The following is a 16592-nucleotide window of genomic DNA, read 5'->3' as shown; positions in this document are numbered from 1 at the left end:
AGGATGTAGAAGGGATAAAGTTTAGCCGTGATTGTGAGCGTACTTCGCCTGCAATTTTTTAAACCTGCTGTTAGCGGTTGGGCTTTTATTAATTTTGTTTATCCTTTCTAAATTTATTTGATCTAGATCTTATCGGAATAAATTCCTGTTTATAACAAGGTTCCATATTTAAGAAGAGACCTTTTTTGTATGCCTCATTATGGAGAAAAGTTAATTTTTTAAACTGCTTTCTTCTTTGCCTATCAATTTTTCTAAATGACATAAAATCATAGGTCGAACTTAAAAGCAATATGATTTCTAAATTTCCACATTCCTGTGGTAATTGTATAGTTGTCCATTCATAGCCAAGCCCGCTAACTATTAATTTAGTCTCTTTTAAAGAAATTTCGACTTTAAATTTTCCTTGAAGGTCGGTTTTAGCTAAAATAATAGAATCAGAATTTTGAATCCATACAGCTGGTATTGTTTCTAGATGCTCGTCTATTACTTTTTCATAAATAATTCTTGTCTGTCCATAAATTCCAGAGAAGCTGAAAAGAAAAATAAATAATAGCAATGTCGATATTTTCATTATTTATAGACGAATTTCGTTTTAGCCTTCTAGATTGGTGCTACTTAATCGGATATTAAGTATTTATAAACCCCAGTCTGGCGCAAGCGTCTCGCTTGTGACTAAATATAAAAAATAACTTTAACTAATCAATTTAATATCCCTATCTTATATTTCACACTCATTAATTAAATATAGGATTTTAGACAACATAAATTGATATGTTGTAGCACAAGCGAGACGCTTGCGCTAGAGTGGGTAGGTTAAGCTAAAATTACTAAAAGATTGGAAAGGTTGGAGAAGGATTTTCCGCACTTGCCAAGGCACTATTAGTGGTAGTTATCTGTGCCCAAGGTTTAGTTCTTTCATTTCAAAATAACATTTCTCGCAAACCAACTTTATTCCAGAGAACTCCATTGACTTGTCATTCCATTCTCCTTCTTTTAGTCGAACGACTTCACACTCGTTACACCAAGCTTGAAAATCCTCCTCCTCCATAAGCTCCATGTCCTCAGAAGTTTCAAATGCTTCTTCAAATCCTATTTTGGATGTGTGATTTAGATGCTGACAAACAAATGCTATTCTTTTATATTCATGAATATCGCATTGGACATATTTGTCTTTAATATTTTGTGCAACTTCATTGTCAACAAATTCTGTTATGACCAAAAATATTTGAAGTTGTTCGTGGTTAACGGGTCTGTAAACGCCAATACCATTTGTAACTTTGGTTGCAATGGCAGTAAACTCCCACGCTTCGAATTCATCACTTTGAAAACAGCCGTTTGTAAGTCTTGAAAAATTAGACCTTTGTCCAAATCGTTTTATGAGTTTAGTCTTCTCTTTTACATTGTCAAGAGTGTCGTCATTGTCCCAAGACCACATCCAAGTGTTTAATTTTTCTGAAAAGCTACCTACTTCAAAATATTTAAAGTTAAGTTCTACCTCATTGCTTGAAAAAGTAAGCAACCCTGTCGCTTGGTTGTAAAACCAATTTTCATACCAGTTCAAGTCATATTCTTCTTGAAATCTGTCTTGCAGACTTTTTAAGTCATCAACACATTTCTTAGCAAAAGAGTTATAGTCTATGGTTTCCAATTTATCTTGTTATATCGTTAAAATTACTGGTAACTTCCTGCTTGGCACTTCTTAATAGCATATTAAGCATTTATAAACGAATATAACCGTTTAATATCCGATTATTAAATGTTTTTTACGTTTGCAAGAAACCTTAAATAGCTATAAAAGCCTGCGTAACCTAAACCTGATTGGAGCGAACACGAAGTAAAGCAAAAAGCAGGGCTGACATTCCTAAGAATTTCAAGCCCTGCTTTTCTAAATATGATTAGTTCATTGGTGTCATTAGTATCATTTGTTCATTAGTTTGACATTTTGCCTAATGAACAAATGAGCCATTGAACTAATTAATTCACTCGTGTCATTAGTTAGACAACCTGCCCAATGAACTATTGAACAAATGACTAATGAACTATTTAATTCTTCATCATCTTCAAGAAACTAGCCAATTTAGCTTTCATTTGTCTTCTATCAACAATAAAATCTAAAAAGCCATGCTCTAATACAAATTCAGAAGTTTGAAATCCTTTTGGAAGATCTTTCTTTATCGTTTCTTTAATTACTCGTGGTCCGGCAAAGCCGATTAACGCACCAGGTTCTGCAATATTAATATCGCCCAACATGGCATAAGATGCGGTAACACCACCAGTTGTAGGGTCAGTTAATAAAGAAATATAAGGGATTTTAGCTTGAGCTAACAAAGCTAGTTTAGCCGATGTTTTTGCCATTTGCATTAAAGAAAATGCAGCTTCCATCATACGAGCACCGCCCGATTTAGAAATCATTAAAAATGGCACTTTGTTTTTGATGCTATAATCGATAGAACGAGCAATTTTTTCGCCAACTACCGAACCCATAGAACCGCCAATAAAAGCGAAATCCATACAGGCAACCATTAATTCCTGACCATCAACTTTACCATGAGCAGCACGAATAGCATCTTTTAAGCCTGTTTTGGCCTGACTTTCAACTATTCTCTCTGTATAAGGTTTGTTATCGTTAAATTGTAACGGGTCGCCAGAAGTTAGGTTGGCAAACAATTCGGTAAATTTATTATCGTCAAAAAGAACCTGAAAATATTCTTTAGAACCTATGCGTAAATGATAATCGCAATAGTGACAAACGTATTTGTTTTCTATTAAATCGGCACTATGCAATGCTTTTTTACAATTTGGGCACTTATTCCACAAGCCATCTGGTGCTTCTTTCTTTTCTTCGGTAGTGGTGCTGATACCTTTTTTTTCTCTCTTAAACCAAGCCATGTTACTAGTTAAAAATGCGAGTACAAAGAAACAAAAAATTATTTAACAATGACATGTGTTTTTGATGAAGTGTTTTACAACAATTGTTATAAAACTAACCATAGTTATTGTAAAAAGTACACTTAGGTAAAAATTGTTGTTTTCTTAATTTTTTTCATAACTTCGACATATCAAATTTAAATAGAAATGAGTTTAAAAGGCTATAAAGGCGTAATTTACGGAGCAGCCGTTCAGGAATTATTTGAACAGGCTAAGAAACATCAGTTTGCATTACCAGCGGTAAATGTTACAGGAACCAATACTATTAATGCGGTAATGGAAACTGCAAAAGCAGTAAATTCTCCTGTAATGATTCAACTTTCTAATGGAGGTGCACAGTTTTACGCAGGTAAAACATTAAATAATGATAACTTAAATGCTTGCGTGTTAGGTGCGGTTTCTGCAGCTAAGCATGTGCATTTATTAGCAGAGCATTATGGTGTTGCTGTGGTTTTACACACAGATCATGCTGCTAAAAAATTATTACCTTGGATTGATGGCCTTTTAACACATGGTGAGAAATTCTTTGCTGAAACAGGTAAACCTTTATTTTCATCGCACATGTTGGATCTTTCTGAAGAACCAATTGAAGAAAACATGGAAGTTTGTGTAGAATACTTTAAACGCATGAACAAAATGGGCATGACCATTGAAATTGAATTAGGCGTAACTGGTGGTGAAGAAGATGGTGTTGATAATAGCGATGTAGATAGCTCTAAGTTATATACGCAGCCAAGTGAAGTTGCTTATGCGTATGATGAATTGAGTAAAGTGAGTGATCGTTTTACCATTGCAGCTGCTTTTGGTAACGTACATGGTGTGTATAAACCAGGTAACGTGAAATTACAACCAATCATTTTGAAGAACTCTCAAGATTTTATCAAAGAAAAATATAGCTTAACTGCAGAGAAACCAATCAATTTTGTATTCCATGGTGGTTCTGGTTCTTCACAAGAAGAAATTAGAGAAGCAATTTCTTACGGAGCAATTAAAATGAATATTGATACAGATATGCAATGGGCATTTTGGCAAGGTATTTTAGATTACTACAAAGCGAACGAAGCATTTTTGCAAGGTCAAATTGGTAATCCGGATGGAGATGACAAACCAAATAAAAAATATTATGATCCACGTGTTTGGTTACGCAAAGGCGAGGAAGAATTTGTGAAACGTTTAACTGGCGCTTTTGAAGATTTAAACTGCATTAACGCAAACGATAAATTGTAAAACGATTGCAAACATTTTCTTAAACTTAATTGTTTTAAGACAGAGGAGCGTAACAGGATAAATAACTTGTTACGCTTTTTTGTGGCATTAATAATCAATTAATATTCGCCAACTGAGTATAAATTAATAGTTGAAAATGAAAAGCAAAAAAAAGAACACTAATTTATTTGAAAACTTTGCGAATGCCGCAACGCGATTTACAGGAAGTTCTTATGCTTTTTTAGCAGCAACAGCCATCGTAATTTTATGGGCATTAACAGGTCCAGTATTTGATTATTCGGAGACTTGGCAATTGGTAATTAATACAGGGACAACTATTATTACGTTTTTAATGGTTTTTTTAATTCAAAAATCTCAAAATAAAGATAGTAAGGCCATTCAATTAAAGCTGAACGAATTAATTGCAGCACATGAACATGCCAGTAATAGAATGGTTGATATTGAAGATTTAACCGAAGCAGAACTAGATCAGTTGCATAAGTTTTATGTAACAATAGCTAAATTAGCGAAGAAAGAAACGGATATACATTGCTCGCACTCTATAGATGTAGCGGAAGAATTGAACGAATTAAAACTCACAAAAATTAAAGGCACTAAAAAAGAAAGAAAAAATGGACACACTTCAAGTACAAAAAGCGACCACTAAAGAAGAGTTAGAAAAAGTTTTTGCCATTCGTAAAATAGTTTTTGTGGATGAACAGAATTGTCCGCCTGAATTAGAATGGGAAAATGAGGATGTTTCTATTCATTTTTTAGCGTTATCAGATCATCAACCTTGTGGAGCTTGTCGTTGGCGAAAAACAGATAACGGCTATAAATTAGAACGTTTTGCTGTGTTGAAAGAGTTTAGAGGGCAAGGAGTGGGGAGAGCTTTAATTGCAACTGCGTTGGATGATTTACCTTCTGATGCTAGCTATATTTATTTAAATGCTCAATTAGATGCCATGAGTTTATATGCTAAATTTGGTTTTGTTGCAGAAGGTGATCAGTTTGAAGAGGCGGGTATTCAGCATTTTAAAATGGTGAAAAAGGTTTAGGACTTTTTAATAGTAAGGATTTAAGAAAGATTAAGATATTCTTTTCAGCTATTTTGCAAGCAAGAGCTAAACCACAGCTACATTTTTTGCTAGCGTTTTAAATCTAACACCATTTTCTTGTACTACTGTGATGGTTAAATGCCCAGTTTTACTAGTGTTAATATCCCTAATTACACCCGATTTGCCTGCATGTGTACCAGCTACTACATTGCAAGAAGCTCCATCGATTACTTTTTTATCCATTTTAAATTAATTTAGATTTCATCTTTCTTAAATATACTCGATTTACTGGGAAGCTGCCTAAATTTCACTCAAAATTAACATAACCACATAGGCACATAGTTTTTATGAAAGCCAAGACCTCATAGAATGCCTAAAGGCATTGCAATAGGCACATAAAGGCTACCTGCCTGCCGGCAGGCAGGTGTTAGCAAATTTATCTTCCTATCCCACAAGTTAAATACCCTATGTGCCTATGTGGTTTCATTTTTAAACAGTTTCTAGGAATTACAAAATCGCTTCATTGGCTAAACAATAAGATTTTACCTCTGAAAATTTGTTAGTTGTTTTCTAGTAGTTATATTTAGTATAAGATAATTAACTAAAACAACTGTTATGAAATTTTTATTAACGCTCATCATTGCAGTATTCTGCAATACAGCTTTCGCACAATTTGCTAATTTAAAAGGTATTGCCTTCCGTGGCGATAGATATGAAACAGAGGAAGGAAAAGAAGCCACCTGCAACGAGTACTATAGTTTTTCTTTTACGGATAAAATGCTATCGCATCTGGTACTTACAGATAAGTCTGAGTACAGCGATAATCAGTTTTATAAAATAATAAAGTACGATGTAAAATACATTCAGGAAAGTGAGAAAACAGTATTTACAATAGATGCACTTTCAGGTCTATCTGGAAGTACATATAACTATATAATCACTATTTATAATTCAGGAAAAGGGAATGTAAAAAGAAATAATAGGATTTTTTTAGGCAGTTTCTATGATCTAAAAACATATGCTCAAGAATAGATAGAAATACCTTACACTCAATTAAACACTTTGGATGACAATAACATCGCTTCTTGCCATTTGTCCATATTTAAACCTAAATCTTCACCTTTGCTTTGTAGATAGTAGATTAAATCTTCTGTAGCCATATTTCCTGTTAAATCATCTGCTGCCATTGGACAACCACCAAAACCTTTTAACGCACTATCAAAACGAGTACAACCCGTTTTATAGGCAGCTTCAATTTTCTCTAATCGAGTAAAAGGAGTGCTATGCAAATGAATACCAATTTCTGTTTGATCGAATTTCTTTAGTAATGCAGGTAAAATGGTTTCAATTTTTTCTGGTGTAGAAACACCAGTAGTATCTGCTAGAGAAAGTATTTTTACGCCTTTATTTATCAATTCATCAGCCCATTTTTCTATAATCTCTACATTCCATTCATCCCCATAAGGATTACCAAAACCCATTGATAAATAAACCACAGCTGTTTTTCGATGTTTATCACACAGATTAAGCATTTCTTCAACTGTGTTTAAAGATTGAGCAATACTTGAATTTGTATTCCGCTGCTGAAAGGTTTCTGATATAGAAAAAGGAAATCCGAGATATGTAATTTGCTGGTGCTGAACAGCTGCTTCAACTCCTCTTAAATTTGCTACAATAGCTAATAGTTTAGATTTAGTTGTACTTAAATCTAATTGTGCTAAAACTTCTGCTGTATCTCGCAATTGCGGAATAGCTTTTGGAGAAACAAAGCTTCCAAAATCAATGGTGTCAAAACCTACTTGCAATAAAAGATTAATGTATTCTGCTTTTAAGGCTGTCGGAATAAAATCGTGTAAACCTTGCATGGCATCACGAGGGCATTCTATTAATTTCATTTTTTCTTAGTACAAAGTATTTAGTAGTTAGTATTTAGATTTGTTGTTCGCCTAGGCAAATGAACCAATGATTAATGAACTGCTGAACTTTCGGACTTTCCGTCTTCCGGACTTTCCGACTTTTTAAAAGGCCTAATAATCAATCGTGTACCTCTATCATAACTAAAATAACTCCAAACCCAATTTACAAAAACAACGAGTTTATTTCTGAAACCAACTAAGGTCATTAAGTGCACAAACATCCACGTAAACCAAGCAAATACACCCTGAAAATGGATTTTATTAATATCTACAACTGCTCTGTTTCTACCAACCGTTGCCATTGCGCCTTTATCAAAATACTTAAAAGCTTCAATTGGTTTATTTTCAATAAGATTGATGAGGTTTTTAGCTAATAATTTTCCTTGTTGTATCGCTACAGGCGCAACTCCAGGGTGTCCGTTTGGCGTTTCATCAGTAATCATTGCGGCAACATCGCCAATGGCATAAATATTCTGATAACCTTCAACTCTGTTAATGATATCTACTTTTAGACGATTACCTCGTACCACACTTTCGGCTTTTAAACCATCTAACACTACACCTTTAACCCCAGCACTCCAAATTACAGTAGAAGAGGGGATAGATCTTCCATCAATTAATGAAATTACTCTGCCGTCGTAGCTTTTTACCCTCGTTTCGGTAAGTACGGTTACGCCCAGTTCTTCTAAAAATTCTTTGGACTTTTCTTGTGCTTTTACAGACATAGAACCCAACAATTCAGGCGATCCTTCAATTAAATAAATATTTACCTTATGAATATCCAGTTCTGGATAATCGTTTTTAAGTACATGTTTTTTAAGTTCGGCAAGGGCGCCAGCAGTTTCTACACCAGTTGGTCCGCCACCAACCACTACAAAATTTAATAATTCTTTTTCAGTTTGATCATCATTTGCAATTAAGGAGGCTTCTAGATTTTGTAAAATTAAGCTACGCAGATTTAATGCTTCTGGAATAGATTTCATCGGCATTGCATTTTGTTCTATTTCTGCCTGACCAAAAAAATTACTAGTTGAACCGGTTGCGATAACTAAATGATCGTAATGAATTGCTCCAATGGTAGTTAATAACTTATTCTCTTCGGGGATTACTTTAGCTACTTCCGTAACTCTGAAAGTTAGATTTTTTTGTCCTTTAAATATTTTGCGGATTGGAAAAGCGATAGAATCTGCCTCTAAACCTCCACTTGCAACTTGATACAACAGGGGTTGAAACGTGTGGTAATTGTGTTTATCGAGTATAACAACATCAACGTTTTTATTTCGAAGTTTTTTAGCTAATTCTATACCGCCAAAACCTCCACCAACAATAACTATTTTTTGCTTTCCGTTTTCCATAGTAGAACAACTAATGAACCTATCAATTAGTTTAACAAATATAGGAAGTTATTGAGAACCTCACCCTAATTAACTTTCGGTTGGTGTTTTACCGAACGGTTTTTTAAACACTGAGTTCGCTGAGTTTGCACAGAGAACATGGAGTTTTAAGCTTTTAGATTTATGGTCTTCAATTTCTCTGTGTTCTTCGTGGTTTTCTCTATGTTCTTTGTGGTTTAGATTTTAACGCAGAGAACATGGAGTTTTTAGTTTTTATAACCTTCAACTTCTCTATTTTCTCTGTGATTTTCTCCATGTTCTTCGTGGTAATATGGGAGTTTTAAAACAAAAAAAAGGGTCTCAAATTTTGAGACCCTTATATTTTATGAGAATTAAAATCTATTTAACAGGATCTGCGTGTTTTTTAGATAAATCAATTACAATTGGTGTAGAGATACAAAGTGATGAATATGTACCGATAATACGACCAATTAATAAGGCAAATATAAATCCGCGGATACTATCTCCACCAAATACGAAGATAACCATTAACACAAAAAATACAGTTAATGAAGTTAAAATGGTACGACTTAATGTACTGTTCAGTGCGAAGTTAATTAATGTATTACGTTCTTCACCATATACATCAGTTTTACCAGCTTCACCTAATTTCTCACGAATACGGTCAAACACAACTACAGTTTCTGTCATGGTGTAACCCATTACCGTTAAAATAGCTGCAATAAAATCTTGTCCAATTTCTAATGGGAAAGGCAATACACCGTCTAAAATAGTATATAATGAAATTACCAATAACACATCATGGAATAATGCGATAACCGCACCTAAACCATATTGCCATTTTCTAAAACGTACCAAGATGTAAATAAACATTACAATACAAGAGAATAAGATTGCTCCGTAAGCTCCGTAAATAATATCACTCGCAATAGTTGGTGTTACTTTTTGAGAACTTCCAATTTCAAACTTAGCTCCAGTTTCTGTTAATCCTTTTCTTAATGCATTTTCAACAATTTTATCAGCATTAGGATCTTGATCTGTAATGTGGTAAGGAGTTGTAATTTTTAATGAGTTATCAGTTCCAGCAGTTTTTACTAAAGCTTCTTCGTTTTCAAAGTTAGCAACCAATTTCTTAGTCACCTCTTCAGTGTTCATTTTTCTGTCGAACTTAACCATGTAAGTTCTACCACCTTTAAAATCTACACCTAGGTTTAAGCCATCATTTTTAATGTAAAAACCAATACCTGCAAGAATAATTACAGAAGAAATAACATAATATAACTTTCTATGTCCCACGAAGTTGAAAGCAATATTTTTAAATGCATTTCTAGTCATGCTATTATCAAAAGAGATAGTTGCTTTTTTGCTTAATAAACCTTCAAAAATTACACGAGAGATTAAAACTGCTGCAAATAATGAAGTTACAATACCCACACATAATGTAGTAGCAAAACCTTGAACAGGACCTGTACCGAAGATGAATAGGATAATACCTAAGATAAATAAGGTAACGTTCGAGTCAATAATTGAAGGCATTGCATGTTTAAAACCTTCTTTAATTGCAACTGCTGTATTTTTGCCATGGGCGAGTTCCTCTCGTACACGTTCAAAAATTAGAATGTTCGCATCTACTGATAAACCAATTGTTAATACGATACCAGCAATACCAGGCAGGGTAAGTACAGCTCCAAACGCAGCTAGCACTCCCATAATAAAGAATAAGTTAATTAATAACGAAAGGTTGGCTACCCATCCAGCTTTATTGTAATAGAAAGCCATAAATGCTAGAATTACAACGAATGCAATTACAAATGATGATAAACCGCTATCAATTGCTTGTTGACCCAATGAAGGACCTACCACGAAATCTGAAACGATTTTAGCAGGAGCAGGTAATTTACCAGCTTTTAAAATGTTAGCTAAATCTTTAGTGTCTTCTAAGGTAAAACTACCAGAAATAGAAGATACACCATTCGGAATTTCATTTTGTACAGTTGGTGCAGAATAAACCGTGTTATCTAATACAATAGCAATTGCTTTTTTATTGTTAGGATCAGCAGATGCATCAGCAGTAATTTTTTTCCATTTCGCAGCACCATCGCTGTTCATGTACATGGTTACTTCTGGTCTGTTTTTCTGATCGTACCCTTGCATTGCGTTAGAAACCGCCTCGCCACCTAAATCAGGTCTTCCGTCTAAGGAAGCAACTTTAATAGCATACAATTCAAATGCTTTGCTACCTTCCATTGGTTTCAAGCTCCACATGAATTTCATGGTGCCTGGAATTAATGACTTAATTTCTGGTCTAGCAAAAAATGCTTTTACTTTAGCAGTATCTTTTTGTAAAGTCCAACCTACAACTGGTCCTGGGCGTAAAGCTGGTTGACCATTTTCTGCAGTATATGTTGGAATACTTAATAGCGAAAATAAAGGATTAGTTTTAGTTGCTTCTGCTTTTTGAGCAGTTGCTGAAGTATCTTTTACAGTAGCACCTTTAGTCAAATTAGCTAATTTACTACCTTTCGCTGCGGTATCAGCAGGTTTAGCAGTAGCAACAGCTGTAGTGTCTTTTATAGTAAGTGCAAGTGTTTTGTTAATGTTCTCTAAAATATTAACAACTTCTTCGTTTTGATAAACTTGCCAAAATTGTAATTCAGCAGAACCTTGTAATAATTTACGAACACGTTCTTTGTCTTGCACACCTGGCATTTCAATAAAGATCCTGTTAGAACCTTCTTGTTTTTGCATGTTAGGTGCAACAACACCAAAACCATCAATACGACTACGTAAAATAGTAAATGAACGATCTATTGCACTAGTACCTTCTTTAGATAAGAATTTTTTAACGTCATCGTTGCTTGCGTTAGCTTTTAACTGACTAGCATTATCTTGATTAGAGAAGAAATCTGCTAATTTCCCGTTAGGTGCAAGTTTTTCGTATTCATTAACAAACAAAGTGATGAAATCTTTTCCACCAGCGTTCATTTGAGTTTGTGCGTTTTGTATTGCCTGATTAAAGTTAGCATCAGCAGTATTACCAGCTAAAGATTTAGTCAGCTCAGCCAACGAAATCTCCATCGTAACATTCATTCCGCCTTTTAAATCAAGTCCAAGGTTAATCTCTTTACCTTTTACTTGTTGATACGTTAGCCCTAAACCAGGATAAACAGCTACAGTAGCCATCGAATCCAGATACGCTTTTTCTTTCGCCACATCGCCTTTAGCATAAGCTTTGGCATCTTTTTCTACGTTATAAGTAACTAGATTAAATGAGAGAGAATACAGACAGACAATACCTAATAGTATTGCCATAAATTTAATAAAACCTTTACCTTGCATTTGTTTGTAAATTATTTTTTTCTATAGTATGCTGTTTTTAAACAAGTCGGCAAATCTAATTATTTTTTTAAATAATAGGTATCTTATTGAAATTTTATTAAGGAAATTTCGCTATTTGCGTTCTAATGTTGAAAAAGTGTAAGCTACATTATTTTTTTCGTCAGCTTCGTTATATTCTTGATTGATTTCTTCCCATTCATTATCAGTTAGTTCTGGAAAAAAGGCATCGGCCTCATAACTTTGATGAACGGTTGTTAAATATATCCGATTGGTAAATACTAAAGCATGTTTATAAATCTCAGCACCGCCAATAATAAATACTTCTTTTTCTTGCTCACAAAGTGATAATGCTTCTTGTAAACTATTTACGACTTCTACACCTGCAATTTCTAAATCTGTTTTACGTGTAATTACAATATTTCTTCTATTAGGTAATGGTTTGCCTATCGAATCGTAAGTTTTGCGCCCCATAATGATAGTACCACCAGTGGTGATTTCTTTAAAATGCTTTAAATCGGCAGGTAAATACCATAACAATTGGTTGTCTTTACCAATGGCATTGTTTTCTGAAATGGCTACTACTATGGTTACTTTGTTCATTGGTTCATTAGTTCAATTGTTCATTGGTTCAATCGATTACCGATCTTTTTCCAATAAACTTTATATAAGCATTAAGCTTGATGTGAATAATTTCTAATTTATTGAATAAATTCTCATATCCTTCACTTGTAACCAAGCTTCTGTGTTTCATTTTTCTTAGAAATGATTTAGTTTCTAAGATTGATCCTCTGCTATAATAGCAGAAATTTTTGTTTTCTTTAAAGTGGAAGCGACCATATCCTTCAGCAATGTTCGCACTTATTGAATCAGCACACCTATAAACCTGTTTGCCAACAGTGTCTTTTGCAAAATAATCCCATTTAGCGGCAACATCCCAAACCTCATTGGAAAATTCTTCTGCCAGCATATAAACTTCTAAATCCTCAATTCTATTGTAGCTCATTGTTTTTTGTTTAAATCTTCTTAGGGATGATATAAACTGTGTATGATCAATTAGCTATACTAATGAACCAATGATACTAATGAACTAACTAAACCGCCACTACCCCTTTAATATGTGGATGTGGATCGTAATTCTCCAAAGTAAAATCTTCAAATTTAAAATCGAAGATGTTTTTTATGGCCGGATTAATATGCATTTGAGGTAAGGCTTTAGTATCTCTACTCAATTGCAAATTGGCTTGCTCGATATGGTTGTTGTATAAATGCGCATCGCCAAGTGTGTGGATGAAATCGCCATATTGCAAATCGCAAACTTGTGCTACCATCATAGTTAATAGTGCATAAGAAGCAATATTAAAAGGTACGCCTAAAAATATATCCGCACTGCGTTGATATAATTGACAACTTAATTTGCCGTCTGCTACGTAAAACTGAAAAAAAGCATGGCAAGGAGGTAAGGCCATGTTTTCTATTTCGGCAACATTCCAAGCAGAAACAATTATTCTTCTCGAATCGGGGTTGTTCTTTATGGTATTGATGATTTGAGTAATCTGATCAATTTTCTCTCCATCTGGTTTTGGCCAACTGCGCCATTGCGAACCATAAACAGGGCCTAAGTTCCCATTTTCATCCGCCCATTCATCCCAAATTTTTACACCATTATCTTTTAAGTACTTAATGTTTGTATCGCCACTTAAAAACCAAATTAATTCGTGTATAATAGATTTTAAGTGCAATTTTTTGGTCGTAACCATCGGGAAACCATCTTGCAAATTAAAACGCATTTGATAACCAAAAACACTAATCGTTCCTGTTCCTGTGCGGTCGTGCTTTTGTGTGCCATGATCTAGCACATGTTGCATTAAATCTAAATATTGTTTCATCTTATTTTAAGGAGGAAGAAAAATCCTATTACAAAACTAAAAATTTTAAAGTCTGTACGTTTTATGTTTTTTCCACATTGTGGAGTTTTTCCAACTATTTATAAATAATTTACAATTTGTATGTTTGCAATAGGGTTTACTTTCAAATCACACACCCAAAAATCGTAATTCTATGCTTTGACAGGCTCAGGATGACAAAATAAAAATAATAATGCTATCATTTGCTAACGCTAAACTAAATTTAGGCTTGTTCTTAACTGAAAAACGAGATGATGGCTACCATAACCTTCAAACTGTTTTTTATCCAGTTAAGTTATATGATGTAGTAGAATTAATTGATGCTGAAGAAACCAGTTGTATTATAAAAGGTATTGATATTCCTGGCAAAGCCGATGATAATATTTGCTTAAAAGCATTTAAACAATTACAAACTGATTTTAATTTGCCAAATCAGCAAATCGTTTTATTGAAAAATATTCCAGTAGGTGCAGGTTTAGGCGGTGGTTCGGCAGATGCAGCATTTTTAATTAAACTCGTAAATGATAAGTTTAAATTGGGTTTGTCAATTGAAAAAATGCAAAGCTATGCTAGAAATTTAGGCGCAGATTGTGCTTTTTTCATTGAAAATAAACCAGCTTATGCATTTGCCAAAGGCGATGAATTTGAAGATATAGAAATTGATTTATCAGCTTACTTTATAGTGTTGGTAAAACCTCCTGTGCATGTTTCAACTGCCGAAGCTTATGCGAATGTAAAAGTAAAGCAGCCTTTAATTTCCCTAAAAGAATTGATACATTTGCCTTTGAATGAGTGGAGAGATAAGATTGTGAATGATTTTGAAACTTCAGTTTTTGCAAAATATCCGCAAATTGACGAAATAAAAACAAAGCTTTATGCTGCAGGTGCTACATTTGCGCTAATGAGTGGTAGCGGTTCATCTGTTTTCGCCATTTTCGAAAAACCAATTCAACTTTCTGAATTAGAAAAAGAGAATCAGGTTTTTTATGGAATTTAAAGCAAAAAGATAAAAGCTGAAAGATCAAAGCGGCTCATATCTAAATACTAATTACTAAATACTTTGTACTAAAGGAATGGAAATAAATCTAATCCGCAAAAGCGGGAAATTTAATTTTGAAGCAAGTAACGAAGCTGGATTTAAGGTTGAGTTAGATGCAAAGCCAGCAATTGGAGGCGAAGGAAAAGGCTTTAGACCAATGGAAACTTTGCTTGTTGGTTTAGGTGGTTGTAGCGGCATTGATGTGGTGAACGTGTTAACCAAGCAAAAAGAACCTTTAAATGATATTAAAATTAGTATCAAAGCCACAAGAAGAGACGAAGAAATGCCGCCAATTTTTGACGTAATTAATATTCACTTTGATTTATTTGGCGATTTAAGCACAACAAAAGTAGAACGAGCTTTACAAATGACATTTGAAAAATATTGCTCTGTTTCAAACATTTTAGGTCGCTCTGCAACAATAAACTTTACCTATACAATTAATAAATAGATTAATAAACTGCTTTACGCAAAAGACATTACTATTGAACCAATAATAGTAATGAACAAATAAACCATATCATGTCCGAAAATTTTGAAACCATTGCAATCCGCTCTCAAATAGAAAGAAGCAGCCATAAAGAACATTCTTCAGCTATTTACCTTACCTCAAGTTATAAATTTGATGATGCTGAAGAGATGCGTGCCTTATTTGCTAATGAAAAGAAGGGAAACGTTTATAGCCGCTATTCTAATCCAAACACTTCGGAGTTTATAGAAAAAATGTGCTTGCTAGAAGGAGCAGAAGATGGTTTTGCTACAGCTACTGGAATGGCTTCCATCTTTACCACTTTTGGAGCATTTCTAAAAAGCGGTGATCATATTGTTTCAAGTCGTTCGGTTTTTGGCTCAACGCACCAATTATTAACTACTGTATTTGCTAAATGGGGTGTTACTTTTGATTATGCCGACTTAGACAAACCTCAAGATTGGGAAGGGTTGATTAAACCGAATACCAAAATGATTTTTGTAGAAACACCTTCAAATCCTGGTATTGATATTATTGATTTAGAATTTTTAGCTGGTTTAGCAAAAAAACATAACGTTTTATTTGTAGTTGATAACTGTTTTGCAACTCCTTATTTACAACAGCCTATTAAATTAGGCGCTGATATTTCTATTCACTCGGCAACAAAATATATTGACGGACAAGGTCGTGTGCTTGGTGGTATTATTTTAGGTAGTAAAGTTTTAATAGCTGATATTATTGCGTTTGCTCGTCATAGTGGACCATCTTTATCACCGTTTAATGCTTGGATATTATCTAAAAGCTTAGAAACGTTAGCAGTTCGTATGGATCGCCATTGCGAGAATGCCTTAAAAGTTGCCGAATATTTAGAAAAACATCCGAAAATTAAATTGGTAAAATATCCATTCTTAAAATCACATCCTCAATATGAAATTGCTAAAAAGCAAATGACACAAGGTGGAGGTATTGTTACTATAGTGGTACAAGGAGGAATTGATGGCGCTCGTAAATTTATGGACGGACTGAAAATGTTTTCGATCTCTGCAAACTTGGCTGATACGCGTTCAATCGCTACGCACCCAGCAACAAGTACACACAGTAAACTAACAGAAGAACAACGTTTAGAAGTTGGTATAGAACAAGGTTCTATTCGTCTTTCTATCGGTTTAGAACATATTAATGATATTTTGAAAGATATTGAAGATGCGTTAGCCTAGTTAACAGTTCTCAATTAACAGTTTAGAATTCAAAATTGCAAAAAGAGTAAACCTAAAAGTTTACTCTTTTTTTGTGTATTCACCTTGTCGTTTACTGATATTTATCAGTATTTTCGTGTAAAACATCCCTAATTTACATTCTTGATGCGGCTCTCTTTAAT

General features: G+C 34.0%; 17 protein-coding genes. 7 read left to right on the top strand and 10 right to left on the bottom strand.

Features of this window, described 5'->3' with window-relative positions; translation table 11 throughout:
* Window positions 1-88 precede the first annotated feature (88 nt).
* The 3 genes from GM921_RS07825 to accD all read right to left on the bottom strand — a co-directional run bounded on the left by GM921_RS07825 (window position 89) and on the right by accD (window position 2889).
* Entirely contained in the window at window positions 89-571 is a 483-nt protein-coding gene (locus tag GM921_RS07825; protein WP_182922037.1) for a hypothetical protein, read from the bottom strand.
* A 318-nt stretch (window positions 572-889) separates the two neighbouring features.
* Complete coding sequence (locus tag GM921_RS07820; RefSeq protein WP_182922036.1) at window positions 890-1648, bottom strand: DUF6882 domain-containing protein; 759 nt, start codon at window positions 1646-1648, stop codon at window positions 890-892.
* Window positions 1649-2043: 395 nt separating this feature from the next.
* Window positions 2044-2889 carry an acetyl-CoA carboxylase, carboxyltransferase subunit beta gene (accD, locus tag GM921_RS07815; protein ID WP_182922035.1) on the bottom strand — a complete coding sequence of 282 codons (846 nt, stop codon included), beginning with the start codon at window positions 2887-2889 and terminating at the stop codon, window positions 2044-2046.
* A 186-nt stretch (window positions 2890-3075) separates the two neighbouring features.
* Between accD and fbaA the strand changes: the two genes are divergently transcribed.
* From fbaA to GM921_RS07800, 3 genes are all read left to right on the top strand, one after another.
* The gene (fbaA, locus tag GM921_RS07810) at window positions 3076-4155 is read left to right on the top strand and encodes a class II fructose-bisphosphate aldolase (RefSeq protein WP_182922034.1); all 1080 of its coding nucleotides are present in this window, start codon (window positions 3076-3078) and stop codon (window positions 4153-4155) included.
* Window positions 4156-4291: 136 nt separating this feature from the next.
* Window positions 4292-4801, top strand: coding sequence for a low affinity iron permease family protein (locus GM921_RS07805; RefSeq protein WP_182922033.1), 510 nt, complete (start codon window positions 4292-4294; stop codon window positions 4799-4801).
* Window positions 4767-5192 (top strand): GNAT family N-acetyltransferase, encoded by a 426-nt coding sequence (locus GM921_RS07800; RefSeq protein ID WP_182922032.1) that lies wholly within the window; start codon window positions 4767-4769, stop codon window positions 5190-5192. Before GM921_RS07805 ends, GM921_RS07800 begins: the two co-directional genes overlap by 35 nt.
* Before the next feature lie 66 nt (window positions 5193-5258).
* Here GM921_RS07800 and GM921_RS07795 read toward each other — a convergent pair whose 3' ends face one another.
* Entirely contained in the window at window positions 5259-5435 is a 177-nt protein-coding gene (locus GM921_RS07795; protein WP_182922031.1) for an RNA-binding protein, read from the bottom strand.
* A gap of 372 nt (window positions 5436-5807) precedes the next feature.
* Here GM921_RS07795 and GM921_RS07790 point away from each other — a divergent pair, with 372 nt between their 5' ends.
* The gene (locus GM921_RS07790; protein WP_182922030.1) at window positions 5808-6224 is read left to right on the top strand and encodes a hypothetical protein; all 417 of its coding nucleotides are present in this window, start codon (window positions 5808-5810) and stop codon (window positions 6222-6224) included.
* A 17-nt stretch (window positions 6225-6241) separates the two neighbouring features.
* Here GM921_RS07790 and GM921_RS07785 read toward each other — a convergent pair whose 3' ends face one another.
* The 6 genes from GM921_RS07785 to GM921_RS07760 form a co-directional block, all read right to left on the bottom strand.
* Entirely contained in the window at window positions 6242-7087 is an 846-nt protein-coding gene (locus tag GM921_RS07785; RefSeq protein WP_182922029.1) for a hydroxymethylglutaryl-CoA lyase, read from the bottom strand.
* A 71-nt stretch (window positions 7088-7158) separates the two neighbouring features.
* Window positions 7159-8463: an NAD(P)/FAD-dependent oxidoreductase gene (locus GM921_RS07780; RefSeq protein ID WP_182922028.1), complete on the bottom strand. Its 1305-nt coding sequence runs from the start codon at window positions 8461-8463 to the stop codon at window positions 7159-7161.
* Window positions 8464-8841: 378 nt separating this feature from the next.
* Window positions 8842-11802 carry a protein translocase subunit SecDF gene (gene secDF, locus GM921_RS07775; RefSeq protein ID WP_182922027.1) on the bottom strand — a complete coding sequence of 987 codons (2961 nt, stop codon included), beginning with the start codon at window positions 11800-11802 and terminating at the stop codon, window positions 8842-8844.
* Window positions 11803-11913: 111 nt separating this feature from the next.
* Window positions 11914-12402: a dihydrofolate reductase gene (locus tag GM921_RS07770; protein WP_182922026.1), complete on the bottom strand. Its 489-nt coding sequence runs from the start codon at window positions 12400-12402 to the stop codon at window positions 11914-11916.
* 28 nt (window positions 12403-12430) lie between these two features.
* Window positions 12431-12805: a four helix bundle protein gene (locus GM921_RS07765; protein WP_182922025.1), complete on the bottom strand. Its 375-nt coding sequence runs from the start codon at window positions 12803-12805 to the stop codon at window positions 12431-12433.
* Between the two features lie 88 nt (window positions 12806-12893).
* Window positions 12894-13688, bottom strand: a complete 795-nt coding sequence (locus GM921_RS07760; RefSeq protein WP_182922024.1) for a thymidylate synthase — start codon at window positions 13686-13688, stop codon at window positions 12894-12896.
* A 211-nt stretch (window positions 13689-13899) separates the two neighbouring features.
* Between GM921_RS07760 and ispE the strand changes: the two genes are divergently transcribed.
* The 3 genes from ispE (at window position 13900) to GM921_RS07745 (ending at window position 16431) form a co-directional block, all read left to right on the top strand.
* A complete protein-coding gene (gene ispE / locus GM921_RS07755; RefSeq protein WP_182922023.1) occupies window positions 13900-14703 on the top strand; it encodes a 4-(cytidine 5'-diphospho)-2-C-methyl-D-erythritol kinase in 804 nt (267 codons plus the stop codon).
* A gap of 76 nt (window positions 14704-14779) precedes the next feature.
* Window positions 14780-15196: an OsmC family protein gene (locus GM921_RS07750; RefSeq protein ID WP_182922022.1), complete on the top strand. Its 417-nt coding sequence runs from the start codon at window positions 14780-14782 to the stop codon at window positions 15194-15196.
* Between the two features lie 71 nt (window positions 15197-15267).
* Window positions 15268-16431: a trans-sulfuration enzyme family protein gene (locus GM921_RS07745; protein ID WP_182922021.1), complete on the top strand. Its 1164-nt coding sequence runs from the start codon at window positions 15268-15270 to the stop codon at window positions 16429-16431.
* Window positions 16432-16592 lie beyond the last annotated feature (161 nt).

This window comes from Pedobacter planticolens, assembly GCF_014172375.1.
Lineage (GTDB): Bacteria > Bacteroidota > Bacteroidia > Sphingobacteriales > Sphingobacteriaceae > Pedobacter > Pedobacter planticolens.
Note: the sequence above shows the minus strand (reverse complement) of the source record. Positions and strands in the feature narration are given on the sequence as shown.

Excerpts from the sequence above, each read along its gene's own strand:
- GM921_RS07770 (WP_182922026.1), bottom strand. The coding sequence starts at position 12,402 with ATGAACAAAGTAACCATAGTAGTAGCCATTTCAGAAAACAATGCCATT.
- GM921_RS07805 (WP_182922033.1), top strand. The coding sequence starts at position 4,292 with ATGAAAAGCAAAAAAAAGAACACTAATTTATTTGAAAACTTTGCGAAT.
- GM921_RS07745 (WP_182922021.1), top strand. The coding sequence starts at position 15,268 with ATGTCCGAAAATTTTGAAACCATTGCAATCCGCTCTCAAATAGAAAGA.
- GM921_RS07800 (WP_182922032.1), top strand. The coding sequence starts at position 4,767 with ATGGACACACTTCAAGTACAAAAAGCGACCACTAAAGAAGAGTTAGAA.
- GM921_RS07785 (WP_182922029.1), bottom strand. The coding sequence starts at position 7,087 with ATGAAATTAATAGAATGCCCTCGTGATGCCATGCAAGGTTTACACGAT.
- fbaA (WP_182922034.1), top strand. The coding sequence starts at position 3,076 with ATGAGTTTAAAAGGCTATAAAGGCGTAATTTACGGAGCAGCCGTTCAG.
- GM921_RS07765 (WP_182922025.1), bottom strand. The coding sequence starts at position 12,805 with ATGAGCTACAATAGAATTGAGGATTTAGAAGTTTATATGCTGGCAGAA.
- ispE (WP_182922023.1), top strand. The coding sequence starts at position 13,900 with ATGCTATCATTTGCTAACGCTAAACTAAATTTAGGCTTGTTCTTAACT.
- GM921_RS07780 (WP_182922028.1), bottom strand. The coding sequence starts at position 8,463 with ATGGAAAACGGAAAGCAAAAAATAGTTATTGTTGGTGGAGGTTTTGGC.
- accD (WP_182922035.1), bottom strand. The coding sequence starts at position 2,889 with ATGGCTTGGTTTAAGAGAGAAAAAAAAGGTATCAGCACCACTACCGAA.
- GM921_RS07825 (WP_182922037.1), bottom strand. The coding sequence starts at position 571 with ATGAAAATATCGACATTGCTATTATTTATTTTTCTTTTCAGCTTCTCT.
- GM921_RS07790 (WP_182922030.1), top strand. The coding sequence starts at position 5,808 with ATGAAATTTTTATTAACGCTCATCATTGCAGTATTCTGCAATACAGCT.
- GM921_RS07760 (WP_182922024.1), bottom strand. The coding sequence starts at position 13,688 with ATGAAACAATATTTAGATTTAATGCAACATGTGCTAGATCATGGCACA.
- GM921_RS07750 (WP_182922022.1), top strand. The coding sequence starts at position 14,780 with ATGGAAATAAATCTAATCCGCAAAAGCGGGAAATTTAATTTTGAAGCA.
- GM921_RS07795 (WP_182922031.1), bottom strand. The coding sequence starts at position 5,435 with ATGGATAAAAAAGTAATCGATGGAGCTTCTTGCAATGTAGTAGCTGGT.
- secDF (WP_182922027.1), bottom strand. The coding sequence starts at position 11,802 with ATGCAAGGTAAAGGTTTTATTAAATTTATGGCAATACTATTAGGTATT.